At 61.1% G+C, this 18,901-nt stretch carries 18 protein-coding genes; 13 read left to right on the forward strand and 5 right to left on the reverse strand.

What is annotated here, in order from left to right; translation table 11 throughout:
• Positions 1-49: 49 nt before the first annotated feature.
• The 4 genes from ACW9I6_RS11585 (at position 50) to ACW9I6_RS11600 (ending at position 4,690) form a co-directional block, all read left to right on the forward strand.
• Positions 50-1,375 carry an MFS transporter gene (locus ACW9I6_RS11585; RefSeq protein WP_457339311.1) on the forward strand — a complete coding sequence of 442 codons (1,326 nt, stop codon included), beginning with the start codon at positions 50-52 and terminating at the stop codon, positions 1,373-1,375.
• Positions 1,376-1,456: 81 nt separating this feature from the next.
• Positions 1,457-2,314 (forward strand): CAP domain-containing protein, encoded by an 858-nt coding sequence (locus ACW9I6_RS11590; protein ID WP_003215212.1) that lies wholly within the window; start codon positions 1,457-1,459, stop codon positions 2,312-2,314.
• A gap of 139 nt (positions 2,315-2,453) precedes the next feature.
• Positions 2,454-2,873 (forward strand): organic hydroperoxide resistance protein, encoded by a 420-nt coding sequence (locus ACW9I6_RS11595; RefSeq protein WP_177042206.1) that lies wholly within the window; start codon positions 2,454-2,456, stop codon positions 2,871-2,873.
• A 140-nt stretch (positions 2,874-3,013) separates the two neighbouring features.
• Complete coding sequence (locus ACW9I6_RS11600) at positions 3,014-4,690, forward strand: ATP-binding protein (RefSeq protein ID WP_008436365.1); 1,677 nt, start codon at positions 3,014-3,016, stop codon at positions 4,688-4,690.
• A 3-nt stretch (positions 4,691-4,693) separates the two neighbouring features.
• Here ACW9I6_RS11600 and ACW9I6_RS11605 read toward each other — a convergent pair whose 3' ends face one another.
• Positions 4,694-5,821: a sensor domain-containing diguanylate cyclase gene (locus ACW9I6_RS11605; RefSeq protein ID WP_177009439.1), complete on the reverse strand. Its 1,128-nt coding sequence runs from the start codon at positions 5,819-5,821 to the stop codon at positions 4,694-4,696.
• Positions 5,822-5,971: 150 nt separating this feature from the next.
• Between ACW9I6_RS11605 and ACW9I6_RS11610 the strand changes: the two genes are divergently transcribed.
• From ACW9I6_RS11610 to ACW9I6_RS11620, 3 genes are all read left to right on the forward strand, one after another.
• Complete coding sequence (locus ACW9I6_RS11610) at positions 5,972-6,499, forward strand: GNAT family N-acetyltransferase (RefSeq protein ID WP_457339312.1); 528 nt, start codon at positions 5,972-5,974, stop codon at positions 6,497-6,499.
• Positions 6,500-6,632: 133 nt separating this feature from the next.
• A complete protein-coding gene (locus ACW9I6_RS11615) occupies positions 6,633-7,673 on the forward strand; it encodes an alpha/beta fold hydrolase (protein WP_457339313.1) in 1,041 nt (346 codons plus the stop codon).
• Positions 7,673-8,182, forward strand: a complete 510-nt coding sequence (locus ACW9I6_RS11620) for a cytochrome P460 family protein (protein ID WP_003215197.1) — start codon at positions 7,673-7,675, stop codon at positions 8,180-8,182. The genes ACW9I6_RS11615 and ACW9I6_RS11620 overlap by 1 nt, the downstream gene beginning before the upstream one ends.
• 99 nt (positions 8,183-8,281) lie before the next feature.
• Here the strand turns inward: ACW9I6_RS11620 and ACW9I6_RS11625 are convergent, their stop codons facing one another.
• The 4 genes from ACW9I6_RS11625 to ACW9I6_RS11640 all read right to left on the reverse strand — a co-directional run bounded on the left by ACW9I6_RS11625 (position 8,282) and on the right by ACW9I6_RS11640 (position 13,009).
• A complete protein-coding gene (locus tag ACW9I6_RS11625) occupies positions 8,282-8,710 on the reverse strand; it encodes a TOBE domain-containing protein (protein ID WP_134326728.1) in 429 nt (142 codons plus the stop codon).
• Between the two features lie 164 nt (positions 8,711-8,874).
• Positions 8,875-10,284 (reverse strand): OprD family outer membrane porin, encoded by a 1,410-nt coding sequence (locus ACW9I6_RS11630; protein ID WP_023658889.1) that lies wholly within the window; start codon positions 10,282-10,284, stop codon positions 8,875-8,877.
• A gap of 293 nt (positions 10,285-10,577) precedes the next feature.
• Entirely contained in the window at positions 10,578-11,897 is a 1,320-nt protein-coding gene (locus ACW9I6_RS11635) for an amino acid permease (protein ID WP_457339314.1), read from the reverse strand.
• Positions 11,898-11,974: 77 nt separating this feature from the next.
• Positions 11,975-13,009 carry a histone deacetylase family protein gene (locus ACW9I6_RS11640; protein WP_102606533.1) on the reverse strand — a complete coding sequence of 345 codons (1,035 nt, stop codon included), beginning with the start codon at positions 13,007-13,009 and terminating at the stop codon, positions 11,975-11,977.
• A 118-nt stretch (positions 13,010-13,127) separates the two neighbouring features.
• Between ACW9I6_RS11640 and ACW9I6_RS11645 the strand changes: the two genes are divergently transcribed.
• The 6 genes from ACW9I6_RS11645 to ACW9I6_RS11670 all read left to right on the forward strand — a co-directional run bounded on the left by ACW9I6_RS11645 (position 13,128) and on the right by ACW9I6_RS11670 (position 18,901).
• A complete protein-coding gene (locus tag ACW9I6_RS11645) occupies positions 13,128-13,628 on the forward strand; it encodes an Lrp/AsnC family transcriptional regulator (protein WP_003215186.1) in 501 nt (166 codons plus the stop codon).
• 227 nt (positions 13,629-13,855) lie between these two features.
• Positions 13,856-14,710 (forward strand): MurR/RpiR family transcriptional regulator, encoded by an 855-nt coding sequence (locus tag ACW9I6_RS11650; RefSeq protein ID WP_003215184.1) that lies wholly within the window; start codon positions 13,856-13,858, stop codon positions 14,708-14,710.
• 2 nt (positions 14,711-14,712) lie between these two features.
• Positions 14,713-15,357 carry an isochorismatase family cysteine hydrolase gene (locus tag ACW9I6_RS11655; protein ID WP_003215182.1) on the forward strand — a complete coding sequence of 215 codons (645 nt, stop codon included), beginning with the start codon at positions 14,713-14,715 and terminating at the stop codon, positions 15,355-15,357.
• Positions 15,354-16,688, forward strand: a complete 1,335-nt coding sequence (locus ACW9I6_RS11660; RefSeq protein ID WP_338739499.1) for a glutamine synthetase family protein — start codon at positions 15,354-15,356, stop codon at positions 16,686-16,688. The genes ACW9I6_RS11655 and ACW9I6_RS11660 overlap by 4 nt, the downstream gene beginning before the upstream one ends.
• Positions 16,672-17,424: an N-formylglutamate amidohydrolase gene (locus ACW9I6_RS11665; RefSeq protein WP_003215178.1), complete on the forward strand. Its 753-nt coding sequence runs from the start codon at positions 16,672-16,674 to the stop codon at positions 17,422-17,424. Before ACW9I6_RS11660 ends, ACW9I6_RS11665 begins: the two co-directional genes overlap by 17 nt.
• A gap of 133 nt (positions 17,425-17,557) precedes the next feature.
• A complete protein-coding gene (locus tag ACW9I6_RS11670) occupies positions 17,558-18,901 on the forward strand; it encodes an APC family permease (protein ID WP_102604926.1) in 1,344 nt (447 codons plus the stop codon).

Consider the following 18,901-nt stretch of genomic DNA (forward strand, 5'->3'; position numbering starts at 1 on the left):
CCACGCCTCACTTTGACAATAAATATAATGACTCATAAGGAAGTACAGAATGACGGCTACAGCCCGCACCCCGGACGTTGAAACCCCCGAGCAAACCAGGAAACGCCTGCGCAAAGTCGCGGCCGCGACGATCTTCGGTTCGATGCTGGAGTGGTATGACTTTTACCTGTACGCCACCATGGCGGCGATTGTGTTCTCGAAGATTTTCTTCGATAACAGCGACCCGAAAGCCGCTACGCTGATGGCGTTTTCCACCTTTGCCATCGGCTTCATCGCGCGCCCGTTCGGCGGCATTCTGTTTGGCTACCTGGGCGACAAGTTCGGGCGTAAACAAGTGCTGGTGCTGACCTTCTGCATGATGGGCGTGTGCACCACACTGATCGGGCTGATCCCCAGCTACGCCTCCATCGGCATCTGGGCGCCGATCGTGCTGGTGTTTATCCGCATCATCCAGGGCCTGGGGGCCGGTGCCGAACTGTCCGGCGCGGCGGTTACCTCCTACGAGCACGCCTCAGAAGGCAAGCGCGGCAGCCAGGGTGCATGGCCGGCGCTCGGGCTGAACCTGGGCTTGCTGCTGTCTTCGCTGACCGTGTACCTGCTGACCATCAACGGCAATGAATTCCTGCTGGCCGGCGGCTGGCGGATTCCGTTCATTTGCAGCATCGCGCTGGTGGGTGTGGGCCTGTGGGTGCGCAACAGCATCCCGGAAACCCCGGAATTCAAGGAACTGAGCAAGGAAACCACAAAGGCCAAGGCCTCGCCGCTCAAGGCGCTGTTCAAGAACGACCTCAAGGGCCTGGCCGTGGTGTTCTTCGTGGCGATTGGCTACAACGCGTTGAGCTACATCTTCAAGACCTTTTCCCTGGCTTACCTCACCCAGTTCAAGGGTGTCGATGTGCACGTCACGTCGCTGTCGGTGACCATTGCCAGCCTGATCGCCATCGTCGCCGTGCCATGCTTCGGCTGGTTGTGCGACAAGTGGAGCAGCAAGACCGTGCTGATGCTCGGCGGCCTGCTGTCGCTGCTGTTTGCCTACCCGTTCCTTGCGCTGCTCAATACCGGTGAAAGCCTGATGATCTACGTCGCCATTGGCGTGGGCACCGGCATCCTCGCGCCGATGATGTTTGCGCCGCAGGGTTCGTTCCTGAGCCGCCAGTTCCCGACCCAGACCCGCTCCTCGGGCTTTGGCACCGGGCGGGAAATCGGCACCGCGATCGCAGGTGGCCTGGCGCCATTAGGGGCGTTGTCGATAGTGGCGGCGTCGGCCACTCACTCCACTGATGGCGTTGTGATAATCCTCGCGATCTCGTCCCTGCTGGTGGTGGTGTTCGCCTTGTGCGATCAGGGCCGTAAACACTCGGCATTCAAGAACTGAGGCAAAAAGTTCGGACCAACGGGTGCATGGATGCCCCTTCATCGCGCATCATGGGCACTTTCAAGCTCAAGGGAAACGTCCATGCGCGTTCTGTCATTGATGATGGGTCTTACGACGCTGGCCGCCAGTCTGGTGTTTACCGCCCAGGCGCAGGCGGGTGAAGAAAGCCTGTTGGTCGACTCGATCAATCAATACCGCAGCCAGGTCCAGCGCTGCGGCAACCAGGGTTCCCAGGAATTGCCACCGCTGGCCAGCGACACGCGGCTGGTGTTGCCGGTCAACAGTGTCGGCGACTTGCAGCAGGCGCTGGCGCGGGCGGCGTACCCGATGGTCAACGTCCAGGCCATCAGCCTGTCCGGGCCCAGGAACGCCGAAGCCGCGATGAAAGCCGTGCGCGAAAGTTTTTGCCGGGTGGTGCTCGACCCGCAGTTCATTGATATCGGCGTGAGCAACAGCGGCCAGGACTGGCGCATCGTGCTGGCCCGCCCGCTGCTGACCAGCGGCCTGGGCGAGACCCAGACCGAAGGCAAGAAGGTGCTCGACCTGATCAACACCGCCCGCCAGCAACCACGCCAATGTGGCGCCCAGGCCTTTGCCGCCACCACGCCCCTGAGCTGGAACGAAGCACTCGCCAACGCCGCCGCCGGCCACGCGCGCAACATGGCCAACGGCAACTTCTTCGATCACCTGGACCACGATGGCCGCACCCCGGGTGACCGGGCTGAACTGGCAGGCTACATAGGCCAGCAGATCGGCGAGAACATCGCCGCCGGCATGGACACCCCACGCAAGGTGGTCGACGGCTGGCTGGCCAGCCCCGGGCACTGTGCCAACCTGATGAACCCGCAGTTCCGCGAAATGGGCGCCGCCTACGCCATGGACCCGAAAAGTGATGCCGGCATCTACTGGACCGGGTTGTTTGGCGTGCAGCAGCAATAACGGTTTGTATCCCAACGTATCTTCCCGGCGAGGCGACACACTGCGAGGTGCAGCCCCCCGGCGATGACACATTGCGGATACGCCGGCGCGGTTTCCTGTGCACACCGGCCCACCCCGGGCCACTTGCGAGGAAACCGTCATGTCCCAGAACAGCACCGTGCTCTACACCGGCAAAACCCACACCACCGGCGGGCGTGAAGGCGCGTCCCACAGCGATGACCTGCACCTGGACATCAAGCTGTCGCCGCCCGGCTCCAAGGCGCCCGGCACCAACCCCGAGCAACTGTTTGGTGCCGGCTGGTCCGCCTGCTTTATCGGCGCAATGGGCAAAGCCGCACAAACCCTTCACATCCGCCTGCCCGCCGACACGGCAGTGAGTGCCGAAGTGGACCTGGTGAACAGCCCGGAAGATGGCTATTACCTACAGGCGCGCCTGCGGGTCAGCCTGCCGGGTATCGAACACTCGGCGGCGCAGGCTCTGGTGGACCGTGCCCACCAGACGTGCCCGTATTCCAAGGCCACCCGCGGCAATATCGCGGTAACGATTACGGTGGCCTGAAGGGAGCTCAGCGAAGCATTATCCGGCCGAGACACTAAAGTGCCATCTAGTGGATAATCCCGCTGAACTGGCTGAGTCCCGGGATGTCTGTAGCTTGGCATCCCTACCTCAGCGAACCGTGGCAAGAAGGCGTTCACCGAATGACAAACTGGCTGCAAGGCGGCGGCGAAATGGCCGAACGGGTCCGGCATCACAACTGGGCCAATACGCCATTGGGGCCTTTGGAACACTGGCCGGACGTACTGAAGACCACCGTCGCCCTGTGCCTTGCCTCCAGTTTCCCCCAGGCGATCGTCTGGGGGCCTGCGCTGATCACGCTTTACAACGACGGGTTTATCCCGATTCTCGGCGACAAGCCGGATGCCCTCGGGCGGCCATTCAACGAGATCTGGCAGGAAGCCTGGCCCGAGATCAGTCCGATCGCGGATGCCGCCTTCGCAGGTGAAGCCACCTTTATCGAAAACTTCCCGCTGACGATCGAACGCGGCGGCGCGCCGGAGCAGGCGTACTTCACCTTCTGCTACAGCCCGATCCGCGACGTACAGGGCAAGGTGGTCGGCATGCTCGACACCGTGACCGAAACCACCGCCACCGTGGTTTTGTCCCAGCGCCTGGCCGAGCTGAATGCAAGCCTGGAGCAGCGCGTCACCGAAAGGACCACCCTGCTGACCCAGACCGAAGCCGCCTTGCGTCAATCGCAAAAGCTTGAAGCCATCGGCCAGTTGACCGGTGGCGTGGCCCACGACTTCAACAACCTGCTGACCATCATTCGCTCATCCGTCGACTTCCTGCGGATGCCGAGCCTGTCCGAAGAGCGTCGCCAGCGCTACATGAGCGCGGTCACCGACACGGTGGACCGGGCCGGCAAATTGACCAGCCAGTTGCTCGCATTTGCCCGGCGCCAGCCGCTGAACCCGGAAGTGTTCGATGCAGGCCTGCGGGTGAAAAACATCGGCGAGATGCTCGAGACGGTGACTGGCGCGCGGATTCATGTGCACGTCGAACTGCCCGGGCAGCCGTGCTACATCCGCGCCGACTCCAGCCAGTTTGAAACCGCCCTGATCAACATCGCCCTCAACGCCCGGGACGCGATGAACGGCCAGGGTAGCCTGACCCTGCGACTGGACGCCGATCAAGCACTGCCGAGCATCCGTGGTGACGCCGGTTCACGCCAGGCGTTCATCGCCATTTCACTCACCGACACCGGCAGCGGGATTCCCGGGGAGACGTTCGAGCGCATCTTCGAACCCTTCTTCACCACCAAGGAAGTCGGCAAGGGCACCGGCCTGGGACTGTCCCAGGTGTTCGGCTTCGCCAAGCAATCGGGCGGCAACGTCGATGTGGCCAGCCAGGTCGGCCAGGGCACGGTGTTTACCCTGTACTTGCCGCAAGTGGTACCTGAAGAGAGCTTCCAACGTGACACCCCGGACACCTGCGGGCTGATCACCGAATGCGCCCAGCGCCATATCCTGGTGGTGGAAGACAACCTGGAAGTGGGCCGCTTTGCCAATCAGATCCTCCAGGACCTCGGCTACCAGACCACCTGGGCAACCAATGCCGAACAGGCGCTGGAACTGGCCGGCGCAGACGCGTTGGGGTTCGATGCGGTGTTTTCCGACGTGGTGATGCCCGGCATCACCGGGGTGGCCCTGGCCAGGGAACTGCGACGCCGCCGGCCCGGCCTGCCGGTGGTACTGACCTCGGGCTACAGCGAGGAACTGGCGGAAAGCGGCTATGAAGGCCTGGTGTTCCTGCCCAAGCCCTACTCGGCCGACCAGGTCTCACAGGTGCTGGCCAAGGCGCTGCTCAAGGGCTGAGGCCTATTCCGCGACGGCCACCTGGTTACGCCCGAGGGCCTTGGCGCGGTACAGCGCCTTGTCTGCGGTGTTCATCAGGCCGTGCAGGTCCTGGTCCACCGCGCGAGCCCAGGCCACGCCGAGGCTTGCGGTCAACCCCTTGACCGGCTCGCTGGTCAGCCCGGCAATGGCCTTGATCAACTGCTCGGCGATGTCCCGCCCGGTCTCCAGCGACGTATCCGGCAGCAGCACCGCAAACTCCTCGCCCCCCAGCCGCCCATACACATCGGCCTGGCGAAACGACGCGCTGATCACCCCGCCGATCTGACGCAGCACCTGGTCCCCGGCCTGGTGCCCGTAGGTGTCATTGATGTCCTTGAAGTGGTCCATGTCCATCATCAGCGCGCACAACGGCTGCTGGTTATGCCGGCACTGTTCGTAGAGCAACTGCGCATGCTCGAAAAACGCCCGGCGGTTCATCAGGCCGGTGAGTTCGTCGGTTTGTGCGGCGCGGGCGGAGATGTTGTGGGCACGTTCCATTTGCCGGGTCAGGCGAAAGGCTTTTTCCAGGGCATCCGACAGCTTGCGCGTGGCGCCACCGACAAACGAAGAGAACACCAGCACCGCCAGGGCCATGCCGACTTGCATCGACGACGGTTGAAACAGCAGCCACAGGGTGCACGGCAGCAGTACCAGGCCCATGGAGACCAGGGTCATGTAGCGATAGGCCGAATAACACGAGACTGCGCTGACCGACATGCCCACGGTGAACAACATCACCAGGGCCTGGGACAGGCGGTCGTCGGTGGGCATCAGGGCGAATGCGCCGATGCCCCAGACCCCGGCCGACAACATCAGCGTTACCCAGTAGCGCCGCTCCCAGCGCGCGGGGGTGCGTTCACTGTTGGGGCAGCGAAACCAGTCCATGAACATCCACACCCGCAGCAACGACGTCCCCGCCAATACCACCAGCCAGACCAGCATTACCCTGTGATCAAAACGTTCCCAGCACAGCCAGCACAGCATGGCGGCCGCCATATAACTGCCGAACACTGCAGAGAAAGACTGGCGAAACAGCTGGTGCAATCGATCTGTTCGTACCTGCTCCTCGATGAAGCAATCCTGGTCCTGCCCACGCCCAAGGCCATTCATTTGGTCCGCCTGATCTTACTGCCGCGACAAAGTGCCATTGTGGCATCCTGCCAGTAGCCCTAACAACTGAATCAAGCGTGCTAGAGCGCCGAAAGCAGGATAAATATAGGTGAACACCTTCTCGCTCGCTCCAAGGATCAGAGTCCACCCATGAATACCCACCCGATTACCACCGAACGCCTGATTCTCAGGCCCGCAGCGGCCGACGATGTGGCCAGTGTATTTGCCATTTATGGCGATCCCGAGACCAACCGCTACAACCCGGCAGGCCCCTTGACGGACCTGGGCCAAGCCGAGGCCGCCCTGGCTCGCTGGCTGCTGCACTGGACAGAACATGGTTTCGGCCAATGGGCGATTGCCACACAAGAGGCGCCGGACCGCGTGATCGGCTTTGGTGGCATCACCTTGTACCCCTACAACGACGTTGAGCGGATCAACCTGGGCTACCGCTTTGCGGTCAGCGCCTGGGGCCAGGGCTTTGCAACCGAGCTTGCCAGGGCGGCGTTGCAGTTTGCGTTTGTCGAGCTGGACCAGCCGCAGGTGTACGGCGTGGTGCGTCCGGCGCATACAGCGTCGATCAAGGTGCTGGAGAAAATCGGCATGCAGTACATCGATGAGCTGGACGATGTACCCGGTCAGGCGCCGAGCCTGGTGTATATGGCCCGGCGGGCCCTCTGACCTTTGTATCGCAGTGTGTCCAAACACCGCTGCGATACAAAACCTTTAACCCAACCTCTTTCTCGAAACAGACGGGATACACAACTACGTTCAACTGTGAGCCAGGCACACCACCCGCCGCCGGAGACTCACCATGCACACACAGTTGAACACCCCACCCCGCCGCCTGATGGGCGCGTCGCTGCTGGCCTTTGCGCTGTTGCAGTTCGGTGCCCTCGGCGTCGCCAGTGCACAGGATGCGCAAGCACCTGCGGCTGCCAGCGCAACTGCCCACAGCGCGCTCGGCCCGTTGAAGCATGTGAAAGCCGGCTTGCTGGATGTGGCCTACGCCGAAGTCGGCCCGGCCGATGGCCCGGTGGTGATCCTGCTGCATGGCTGGCCCTACGACATTGACAGCTACTCCGAGGTAGCGCCGCTGCTGGTCGCCCAGGGCTACCGGGTGCTGGTGCCTTACGCCCGAGGCTATGGCGATACCCATTTCCTGTCGGCAAAGACCCTGCGCAACGGCCAGCCGGCCGCCCTCGCCGTCGACCTGATCGACTTCATGGACGCGCTGAAGATCAAGCAGGCCGTGCTCGGCGGCTATGACTGGGGGGCGCGCACCGCCGACATCGTCTCGGCGTTGTGGCCTGAGCGGGTCAAGGCGCTGGTATCGGTCAGCGGCTACCTGATCGGCAACCAGGCCGCGGGCAAGAACCCATTGCCGCCCAAGGCCGAGTTGCAATGGTGGTACCAGTTCTACTTCGCCACCGATCGCGGCGCCGCCGGCTATGCGAAAAACACCCACGACTTTGCCAAGTTGATCTGGCAGATCGCCTCGCCAAAATGGGCATTCGACGACGCCACCTTCGACCGCAGCGCCAAAGGCCTGGACAACCCCGACCACGTCGCCGTATCGATCTTCAACTACCGCTGGCGCCTGGGGCTGGTGCAGGGCGAGAAAAAATACGCTGCGCTGGAGCAGAAACTCGCCACCGCCCCGTCCATCAACGTGCCCACCATCACCATGGAAGGCGACGCCAACGGCGCGCCGCACCCGGCCGCAGAGGACTATGCCAAACGCTTTACCGGCAAGTACGAATACCGCCTGATCACCGGCGGCATCGGCCACAACCTGCCGCAGGAAGCACCGCAAGCCTTTGCCAAGGCTGTGATCGATGCGGACCACCTGTGATGAAGCGCCTGCATCTTGCTGCACTCGTCGCTGCAACAGCTGCCGTGGTGGCCACCGCTACCGGGTTCGCCTTTGGCGGCCCGGCTACCAGCGAGCCTTCGCCGATCTACGGCGTGACCATTCCCGACGGCTACCGCCAATGGGAGCTGATCGCGCCGGCACAGGAAGCCGACCCGCTGAATGAACTGCGAGTGGTGCTGGGCAATAAAGTGGCGCTCAAGGCGTACCGCGACGGCACGCTGCCCTTCCCCGACGGCACTGTGCTGGCGAAACTGGCCTGGAAACATGTGCAATCGCCCGAGTTCAAGACCGCGTCGATTCCCGGCGCGGCAACCACCGTGCAGTTCATGGTCAAGGACTCGAAGAAATACGCAGCGACCGGAGGCTGGGGCTTTGGACGGTTCATCAATGGCAAGCCGGTGGACCAGGCGCAGCATGAGACCTGCTTTGCCTGCCATCAGGCGCTGGTGAAGAACCATGATTATGTGTTCACCCGGCTGGCGCCTTAGCGCAATAGCCTTTTTCAACAACAAACGCCGCGGCAACCGGGCATCCCGTAGCAGCTGCCTCGCTTGGGCTCGACAGCTGCTACGTTGTGTGGGGTTTTATCAGGCCGGAACGCCCAGGATGATATGGGACGCCTTGATCACCGCCGTGGCGCTCACGCCCGGCTTCAACCCCAGCTCGGCCACCGCGTCGCGGGTCACGATGGAAAACACCTTCGAACCACCCGCCAACTCGATCACCACTTCCGCATTCACCGCGCCGTCATTCACGCTCAGCACCTTGCCTTCCAGGCAGTTGCGGGCCGACAGGCGGATGTCGCTGGATTCGGTCATCAACATCACCCACGGCGCCTTGATCAGCGCGACCGCTTCCTTGCCCACGGCAATGCCCAGGTTGCGGATGCTTTCCATGGTCACCACCGCCACCAATTGCTCGCCACCGGGCAGGGTCAACACCACTTCGGCGTTGACCGCGCCGTCCTGGACCTGGCTGACCTGGCCTTTGAATACGTTGCGTGCACTGACTTTCATGGGAACGGTCCTTTTCTTGACTTATAGGTTAGGAATTGCCGCGCATGATTAAACGTTGCGTTGTGTAAAAACAACTATAGCGCCCTGCTCTGCCTGGAACCCCACGCAAATAAAGAAGGCCGCCCAATGGGCGGCCTTCATCTGGAGCAGTTACCGACGACTGATTAAAACAGCGCGTAGGTGTAGTTGAAGATCAGGCGAGTCTGATCCTGGTCGGCGGTGCCGGTGTTATGGCCGTGGTAGCTGCCGGTACGGAACGTAGTACCGAAGCCTTTCAGCGGGCCTTCCTGCACGACGTAATCAAGACGGAAATCGGTTTCGCGTTCCGACTGATCGCTGCCACCGGCAACCTTGGCCTTGATGTCGCTGCCGTTCAGGTAGGCAATCGAGGCTTTCAGGCCCGGCACCAGGGTTCTGAAGTCATACAGGTACTGACCGAAATTGACCTGCTCGCCCGCACGGGAGAACTGGCCAACCACCGCGTCGGTGAACAGGTAGAAGTCGGAACCGGCCGCGCCTTGGGCGGTTGGATCGGCGATGCTGCCCTGGTTGACCCAGACGAAGCCACCGTCATCACTCACGCCGATATGGCCGAGCATCAACTGGCTGCCGCCCAACTGATAGGTGAAGGCAGCACTGTAGGTTTTGTTGTCGACTTCACCGGCGTGCTTGGCATAGCCGCCGTTGTTGTTGAACGCATAGCCGGCCGAACCGTTTTTGCCGTCGCTGGTGCTGTCGAAATAACGCAGGTCGGTCTTGAACGACTGGTCATTGCCCAACGGCAATACGTGGACCAGGCCGAAATAGTTCTGTTTGTAGAAGTCTTCCAGGTTGGCGTAGTAGTACTGCAACGTCAGGTTTTTAGCGATGACGTTGTCAGAAGAACCAAACGGCTGGTAGTCGACACCACCGAAACGGAAGCTGTCGCTGTCGCGAGTGGCACCGGCCACGCTCAAGCCCGTGGAGTTGCTCGATGCACGACCTTCAGCCTTGTTCAGCTCGCCGCCGGTGAAGGTGACGTTGGGAATGTCCTTGGAAGTCAGGATGCCGCCGTCAAAGGTCTGCGGTGCGGCACGGCTGTCGTTGGACACCAGGATCGGCAGGATCGGCGCCAAACCACCGCCCACGTGCAATTCAGTCTGGGAAATACGGAATTTAACGTTGCCGGCTGCGCGACCGAAGCTGTCAGCAGGCTCGGTGCCATTGTTCTTCACCGGGAAGAAGCTGTTGCCGTTACCCGACAGGCCATTGCCCGCTGCGTGGCCATCGCCACCGTCCAGACGCAACGCGCCGAAAGCCATCACGTCGAAACCTACGCCGACGGTGCCCTGGGTGTAACCGGATTTATAGTCGAAACGCAGTACTTGAGCCGCTTCCCGCAGGTCGTTCGCCGTGCCGGAGTGAACGTCGGCGTTGTAGTACATGGTGCGCGAACTGATCGAAGAATGACTGTCTTCGAGGAAGCCGCTATGGCCGTCACCCGTGCCGAGTGAGCCAAGACCAAAGCCGTCTGCGCTGGCGTGTTGTGCAAGGACAGCCGCCGTGATGGCCAACGCTAATGTAGAGAGTTTCATTTACTGCGCCCCTGTGAACATTATTTTTTTACTGTCCTTCGAGCGAATACCGTTGCGGCCCTGCAAACGCTGCGGATTGTGGCATGGGGCCGATGGCGCAGATTGTGAAATTTTTGTCATGTACCGATGAAAAAACCGTCATGAAAAGGCCGTACAAGCCGGCCTTTTTCGAGGGTTGAATGGCCTGCAGTTGTACGACAACCGCTACTGCGCCGTGCGCTGATCAGGCTGGAGTCGGTGGCGAAAATGCGAGAAATGGTAGGCAACCGCCAGCCACATAAACCATGCAGGCATCACGCAAAGGGCCAGGCGGGTATCTGGGCGAAGTGCCAGCAGGCAAAGTACGAACGCCATGAAGCCAAGTGAAACCCACGCCAACGGCACGCCACCGGGCATTTTGTAGAGGGATTTTCATGTAGCTCCGGGCACTTTTTCCGATAGGCGATGTAGGACGCCAGGATGGTCGACCAGGTAAAGATCACCAGGATCGCCGAAACGGTGGAGACGATGGTAAAGGCCGTCATCACTTCCGGGACTATAAACAGCAGCAACAAGCCCAGCAGCATCAGGAAGGTGGTAAACGCCAGGCTGATAAACGGCACGCTGTTTTTCGACAGTCGTCGGAATATCCCGGGTGCGTCTCCCAGGTCCGCCAGGCCGAACAACATGCGACTCGCCGAAAACACCCCGCTGTTGGCCGAAGAAGCCGCTGAGGTCAGTACCACGAAATTCACAATCCCGGCGGCGGCGGGAAAGCCGGCCACCAGGAACAGCTCGACAAAGGGGCTCTTGCTGGGCGACACCTGCTCCCAGGATGTCACCGCAATGATGCAGGCCAAGGCCAGCACGTAGAACAGGATGATCCGCAGCGGAATCGAGTTGATTGCCTTGGGCAGTGTCTTCTCCGGCGAACGGGTTTCGGCCGCCGCCGTGCCGATCAACTCGGTACCGGCAAACGAGAAGATCGCCATCTGGAACCCGGCAAAGAAGCCGAACACGCCATTGGGAAACGCCGCCTGTTTATCCAGCAAATGATTCAGGGAAGCCGTGACGCCGGTGGGCGACACAAACGAGCTGGCAATCAACACCACGCTCACACTGATCAGGGTCACCACGGCGATGATCTTGATGATCGCAAACCAGAACTCCACCTCGCCGAACAGCCGCACCGTCAGCACATTCAAGGCAAACAGGGTCAGCAGCATTGCAATCGCCGGTATCCAGGCCGGCACGTGCGGGAACCAGTACTGGAAAAAGCCCCCGACCACCACCGCATCCCCCACCACCGCCACGCTCCAGCTCAGCCAGTACGACCAGCCAAGAAAAAACGCCGCACGCGGCCCCAGGTAGGCACCGGCAAAGTCGGCGAAGCTCTTGAAGTTCAGGTTGGACAGCAGCAGCTCACCCATGGCGCGCATCACGAAATACACAAACAGCCCGATGATCATGTAGATCAGGATGATCGAGGTGCCGGACAGCGCGATGATCTTGCCCGAGCCCATGAACAGGCCGGTGCCGATCGCACCGCCCATGGCCATCAGTTGGATATGGCGGTTGTTGAGGGTGCGTTGCAAAGCGGGCTTTTCAATCAGCCCGGGCACGGTTGTTTTCATCACAAAACCTCTTGTTATGTTTTTGAGTTTTGGCAGAAAAAAGTCAGGCGTTGTTTATTGTTGGAATGGCATCGGGATCAGGCGTGTTTGTTCTCGAAACCGTGCAGCACGTTGACCGCGTTGATGCCGATTTCATCGACCATGTAGCCGCCTTCCATCACAAACAGCGTGGGTACGCCGACGCTGGCGATGATCTCGCCGATGCCGAGGAAGTCGCGGCTTTCCAGCAGGAAATGGCTGATGGGGTCGTCCTTGAAGGTGTCGACGCCGAGGGAAATCACCAGCACTTGCGGCGAGAACGTTCTGAGTTGATTGCAGGCGTCGAGCAACGCTTCTTTGTAGGTGCTCCACCCGGTGTTTTTCGCCAGCGGGTAGTTCAGGTTGAACCCCTCGCCCGCCCCGGCACCGCGCTCGGCACTGAAGCCCGAATAGTAGGGATACGACACGGACGGATCGCCATGCAGCGAGACGAACATCACGTCGCTGCGGTCGTAGAAAATGTTCTGCGTGCCGTTGCCGTGATGGAAATCCACGTCCAGCACCGCGACCCGTTTGGCGCCTTGGGTGATCGCCTGTTGCGCGGCAATGGCTGCGTTATTCAGGTAGCAATAACCGCCCATGTATTCCCGCGCCGCATGGTGGCCCGGTGGCCGGCACAGGGCGAAGGCGCTGTTGTGGCCTTCATCAATCAACGCAAGGCCGGTGAGCGCGATATCGGCGCTGGTCTTCACCGCTTCCCAGGTGGTGCTGGTGATCGGTGAACCGGCATCCATCGCGAAAAACCCGAGCTTGCCGTCGATGAATTCCGGCACCTGCTCATTGGCCAGGTCCCGCACCGGCCACACCAGCGGCAAGGCGTCATGGGCACGGCCAATCGCCGTCCATTCGGCCCAGGCAGTTTCCAGGAAGGACACGTAGCGTTCGCTGTGGGCATTGACGTAACAGGCCCGGTCGAACGTGCGCGGCACGATGATATCGCCCAGCCCAACGTGCTTGACCCGATCACGCACCGTGTCGGCGCGGCTGGGTTGTTCGAAGGACGGCTTGAGCACGCCATCCTTGAGTTCGGTGCCATGGTGCAAACGATGAGAGTCGCTGAAAACAGTCAACATGAAAGACATCCACCCGTGAAAGACAGGTGATTATTTTGTTCTGGCTGCGGTGGGCTTTCTTTGCTTTTACGTGCGCCGATGCTAGCGTAATCGGGAATTTTTACCCCAAATAGCCGCCATGAAGAAAAATAAAACCAGACAGGTCGCACTTGACGACACCGATCTCGCCATCCTCGCCTTGCTGCAGGAAGACGCGAGTATTTCCAACGCCGAACTCAGCGAGCGGCTGTCACTGAGCCTCACTCCATGCTGGCGACGGCGCAAGCGGCTGGAGGAAGAAGGCGTGATCAAGGACTACCAGGCCAACCTCGATCGCAAGATGCTGGGCCTGGAGATCATGGCGTTTGTGCATGTGCGGTTTGCCGTGCATTCCGACCATACGCCGGAAGATTTTGAGGCGGTGATCAAGGAACTGGCGCAGGTGCAGGCGTGCCACAAGATCACCGGGGATGCGGATTATCTGCTGCAGGTGTTGGCGGAGGATCTGGATGCGTACAGCGATTTTGTGGAGAGCGTGTTGCGGCGGCAGTTGGGGATTGCGTCGATTCAGTCGAGCCTGGCGTTGCGGGAGGTGAAGGCGACAAGTCGGGTGGCCATTCCGGGGCGGGTTGGGAAGTGATCCGATGCAAATACTATTGTGGCGAGGGAGCTTGCTCCCGTTGGACTGCGTAGCGGTCCTTTCTTTGGACGCGCTTAGCACCCCGGCAGGAGCAAGCTCCCTCGCTACAGGTCAAGCCATATCCCTGTAGTGTTTCCAACAAACAGCCGAAATCTGCCTTTACATGTAGCATTTACTACCAATACACTCATTCTCGCCAAGCCGTAGCAAAAACAACAAGGCGAGATATGACCAACCTACGTGACAAACTCACCGACGCCGCACTCAGCCCTACGCCTTCCGAGCGCAAGGTGATCCGTGCCCTCCTCGACCACTATCCACGCAGCGGCCTCGGTTCCATGGCGCGCCTGGCCGAACACGCCGGGGTCAGCGACCCGACCATCATGCGGTTGGTGAAGAAGCTCGGCTTCGGTGGCTATGCCGAATTCCAGGACGCCTTGCTCAGCGAAATGGACCACCGCCTGCGGTCCCCAATCACCCTGCTGCAACCCCGGGCGCACTCGTCCCAGGATGACGCCTGGGCCACTTACCTGCACGACTGCAACCGCGCCCTTCAGGAAACCCAGGCCCTGACCCAACCCGAAGACGTGCGCGTACTCACCGAATGGCTGCTGGATACCAAACACCAGGTGTTCTGCTTCGGCGGCCGGCTCAGCAGTTTTCTCGCGGGCTACCTGGTGAATCACTTGCGCCTGTTGCGTCCGGGCTGTCATTCCCTGGAAGACAACGCCCAGTTACCCGACCGAATCCATGACATCCAGCGCCAGGACCTGGTGCTGCTGTTCGACTACCGCCGCTACCAGACCCAGGCCTTGCGCGTGGCAACCGCCGCCAAGGCGCGGGGCGCGCGGGTGGTGTTGTTCACCGACATTTATGCCTCGCCGCTGCGGGAATTGGCCGACTTGATCATCAGCTCCCCAGTGGAATCGGTGTCGGCCTTTGACACGATGGTGCCCGCCCTCGCGCAGGTAGAAGCCCTGATCGCCACCCTCACACAACACAGCAATGGCCTGGATGCCCGCCTGGAAGGGATCGATGCCCTTCGCACGGAATTCGCCGCTCACCTTTTGGAGGAAAAATAACAATGTTCACGCTCCCCCATCATTCGCCCCGCGATCTTCCGTTCACCGCGGGCAACACCGCCTTGCTGCTGGTGGACATGCAACGTGCCTGGCTCGACCCGGCACTCGACCCGCATTTGCAGGGCCCGCACGCAGCATATTTCCTGGGTCGTGCTCGGGAAACGGTGATCCCCAATCAAGTCCGGCTGTTGAATGCGGTGCGCGAAGCCCGGCAAAACGTGCTGCACACCATCATCGAAAGCCTCACGGCGGATGGCCGCGATCGCTCGCTGGATCACAAGCTGTCGGACATGCATTTGCCCAAGGGCAGCTACCAGGCCGGCGTGATTGACGAGTTGACGCCCATTGAAAATGAAATCGTGCTGCCCAAGACGTCGTCCGGGGTCTTCAACTCCACCAACATCGATTACGTGCTGCGCAATCTGGAAACCCGGCACCTGATCATCGCCGGCATCGTTACCGACCAGTGCGTCGACATGGCCGTGCGTGACGCCGCAGACCGTGGCTATCTGGTGACCCTGATCGAAGATGCCTGCGCCACTTACACCTTCGAACGGCATCACGCGTGCCTCGAGGCGATCAAGGGTTATTGCTGGATCACCGACACCCAAACCGTGATCAACCGTTTGCAGGAGTTGCGCCCGTGAGCCTGATCCAGCCAACGGCAATGACCACTATCGTCACCACCGACCTGATTGGTGTGACTCGCGGACGTTCGTTTCCCACGGACGAGCTTGAGAGTTATCAGCAAGCCGGTGTGGGTTGGGTGCCGGCCAACAGTGCGCTGACGCCTCAGGACCGGGTGGCGGAGAATAATCCCTGGGGCTCCTGCGGCGATTTGCGCCTGATCCCGGACATGAATACCCGCGTGCAGGTGCCCAACGGCCCGGACGCCAATGCGCCGGGCCTGGATTTTATCCACGCCGATATCTGCGAAACCGACGGCCAGCCCTGGGCGGCCTGCCCGCGCACGATGTTGCGCAACGAGATCCAGCGTTATCGCGACGAGCTGGGGCTTGAGGTGACTGCCGCGTTCGAACATGAGTTCAACCTCGGCTACAAGGCCCCTGACAACGCTCACCATGCCTTCTCGCTTTCCGCCCAGCATCACGCCGCGTCTTTCGGCGGCTGGCTGTTGAGCGCGCTGAAGGCGGCCGGCGTCGAACCGGAGATGTTTTTGCCGGAGTATGGCAAGGCGCAATACGAAGTCACCTGCCGTCCCACTCAAGGTGTGGCCGCAGCCGATCGCGCGGTGAATGTGCGGGAGATCACCCGTGAAATCGCGCGCCAGATGGGCCTGGATATCAGCTTCTCGCCCAAGCTCGAAGCCGATGGCGTGAGCAACGGCGTGCACCTGCATATCAGCTTGCAGGATCCAGCCGGAAACGCGGTGATGTACGACGCGCAAAGCAGCAACGGGCTGTCCGAAAAAGGCCGGCAGTGGGCGGCGGGCGTGTTGAAATTCCTGCCCGCGTTATGCGCCTTCAGCGCGCCCACGCCGATTTCCTACCTGCGCTTGAAGCCTCATCACTGGAGTGCGTCCTACGCCAACCTGGGCCAGCGCAATCGCGAAGCGTCACTGCGGATTTGCCCGACCATCACCATCGGCGGCAAGTCCCCGGCCAGGCAATACAACCTGGAGTTCCGCCCGCTGGACGCAACCGCCTCACCGCACCTGAGCATGGCCGCCGTGCTGATTGCCGGCCGCCTAGGCCTCCAGCAAAAGCTCACGCTGGACAGTTCCTCCGATGAAGACCCGGAGTCCATGAGCGATGAACAACGCCAGGCGCGGCATATCCTCGCCCTGCCCGACACCCTAGAAGACGCCCTCGCCAGCCTGCGCAACAACCCGCAGTTGCTGGACCAATTGCCGCCACTGCTGATGGATGCCTACTTCGCCCTGAAAGCCGAAGAGCTCAAATCCACCGAGAAACTGACGCCTGCCGAACTCTGTGATCACTATGCCCGCCTTTACTGATTCCCCCGAACACGGCCTGTTCAAGAAACCGGTATACCGGGTCAGCCGGCAAGAGTCCGAGCACCCGGTGATTCTGGTTTGCGAACATGCCAGTTCCTACATCCCCACGGAACTGAACGCCCTGGGCCTGAACGATGAAGCGGCAAAGGAGCATATCGCCTGGGACATCGGTGCGCTGAAACTGGCGGAACGACTCTCGAGGGCCCTGGATGCCACGTTGATCTCGGCCGCCTATTCGCGCTTGCTGATCGACCTCAATCGCCCGCTGGAAGCCCCCGACAGCATTCCGCCACGCAGCGAAATCTACGACGTGCCAGGCAACCGGGAACTTCCTGACATCGTTCGCCAGTATCGCCAGGAGCGCTTGTTCACACCCTTTCACCAGCGCTTGAGCGCCCTGATCGATGCGCGACTGGCGCAAGGTCGCGAAGTGCGCATCGTGGCCGTCCACAGCTTCACCCCGATTTACCACGGCCAACCCCGCCCGCTCGAGGCCGGCGTGTTGTTTGCCGGCGCCGCCGCCTATGCCGAAGGGATTCTGCAAGGGTTGGCCGCCCAGGGCTTGAACGTTGCCGCCAACCAGCCTTACGAAGTGGATGTGCTCGGTGACATGACCGTGCCGTTCCACGGTGATCAGCGCGGCATTGAGGCCGTGCTGCTGGAGGTCAGGAACGACCTGCTGCGAACGCCCCATGCGCTGCAGTCATGGGCGGACTATCTGGCTCCACTGCTGTAGCTGCTGTTGGCTGGACCGGTCTTACAACTATAAAAAAACCGCCTGGGCGTCTTTTAACCTGCCGGGTTCAAGAACATGTTCGGCCGCTTTGGCGGCTGCGCATTCGCCTTACTTCATACGGAAGTACCCCATCATGGCAATTGAAGAGTTTGGCTATAAACAAGAACTGAAGCGCAGCCTGTCCCTTACGGACCTGGTGATCTACGGGATGATCTTCATGATCCCCATCGCGCCCTTTGGCGTGTATGGCTATGTGAACAGCGAAGCGCCCGGCATGGTACCGCTGGCCTATATCGTCGGCATGGTGGCAATGCTGTTTACCGCGTTGAGCTACGGCAGCATGGCGCGGGCGTTCCCGATTGCCGGCTCGGTGTATTCCTACGCCCAGCGCGGGCTGAATCCAGGTGTCGGGTTTATTGCCGGTTGGCTGCTGTTGCTCGATTACCTGCTGATCCCGCCGTTGCTGTATATCTATGCCGCGATTGCGCTGAACCACTTGTACCCCGAGATTCCGAAGACCGCATTTATCCTGGCGTTCCTGGTCAGTGCCACCCTGGTCAACCTGCGCGGTATGACGTTTACCGCGCGCATGAACATCGTGTTCCTGCTGGCGCAACTGGTGGTGCTGGGGATTTTCCTAGTGTGTGCCTGGAAGGCTCTGCACGGGGGTGCCGGCAACGGCCACCTGACGCTGGCGCCGCTGTACAACCCCACAGGATTCAACTTTGGGTTGCTGATGCAGGGCGTTTCAATCGCGGTGCTGTCGTTCCTGGGCTTTGACGCGATTTCCACCCTGGCGGAAGAAACCAGAGGCGATGCCGGGCGCAGTGTGGGCCGGGCCGCGCTGATCAGTTTGCTGGTGATGGGCGCGATTTTCGTGGCGCAAACCTGGCTGGCAACCGACCTTGCGGCAGGCATGGGCTTCACGTCCGCCGACTCGGCTTTTTACGAAATTGCAGCCATTGCCGGCGGCAGCTGGCTGGCTTCGCTGACGGCGATTGCCACGGCGTTGGCGTGGGGTGTGGCGGTGTCCATCACCTCGCAGGCAGCAGTGTCGCGACTGCTGTTCGGCATGGCCCGGGATGGCAAGCTTCCGGGAATCCTGGCCAGGGTCCATCCGAAATACAGCACGCCATACCTGAGCATTTACCTGGTGGGCGTGCTGTCGCTGGTCATCTGCTACTTCTTCATCGACACCGTGGACACCCTCACCTCACTGGTGAATTTCGGCGCCCTGAGCGGCTTCATGATCCTGCACATCACCGTGATCAACTACTACTGGCGGCGCATGCAGTCGCGCAATGTGTGGCGGCACCTGATCACGCCGGTGCTGGGCTTTGTGATCACCTTCGCGATCATGTTCAACATGGGACTGCAGGCACAGAAGCTCGGGATTGCCTGGGTCGTGATCGGGCTGGTCTACCTGCGGTTCCTCAGCCGCAAGGGCGCGAGCCTGGTGCTGTCCAAGGACATCTGA

The sequence above is a fragment of the Pseudomonas sp. SDO5522_S412 genome (genome assembly GCF_054071215.1).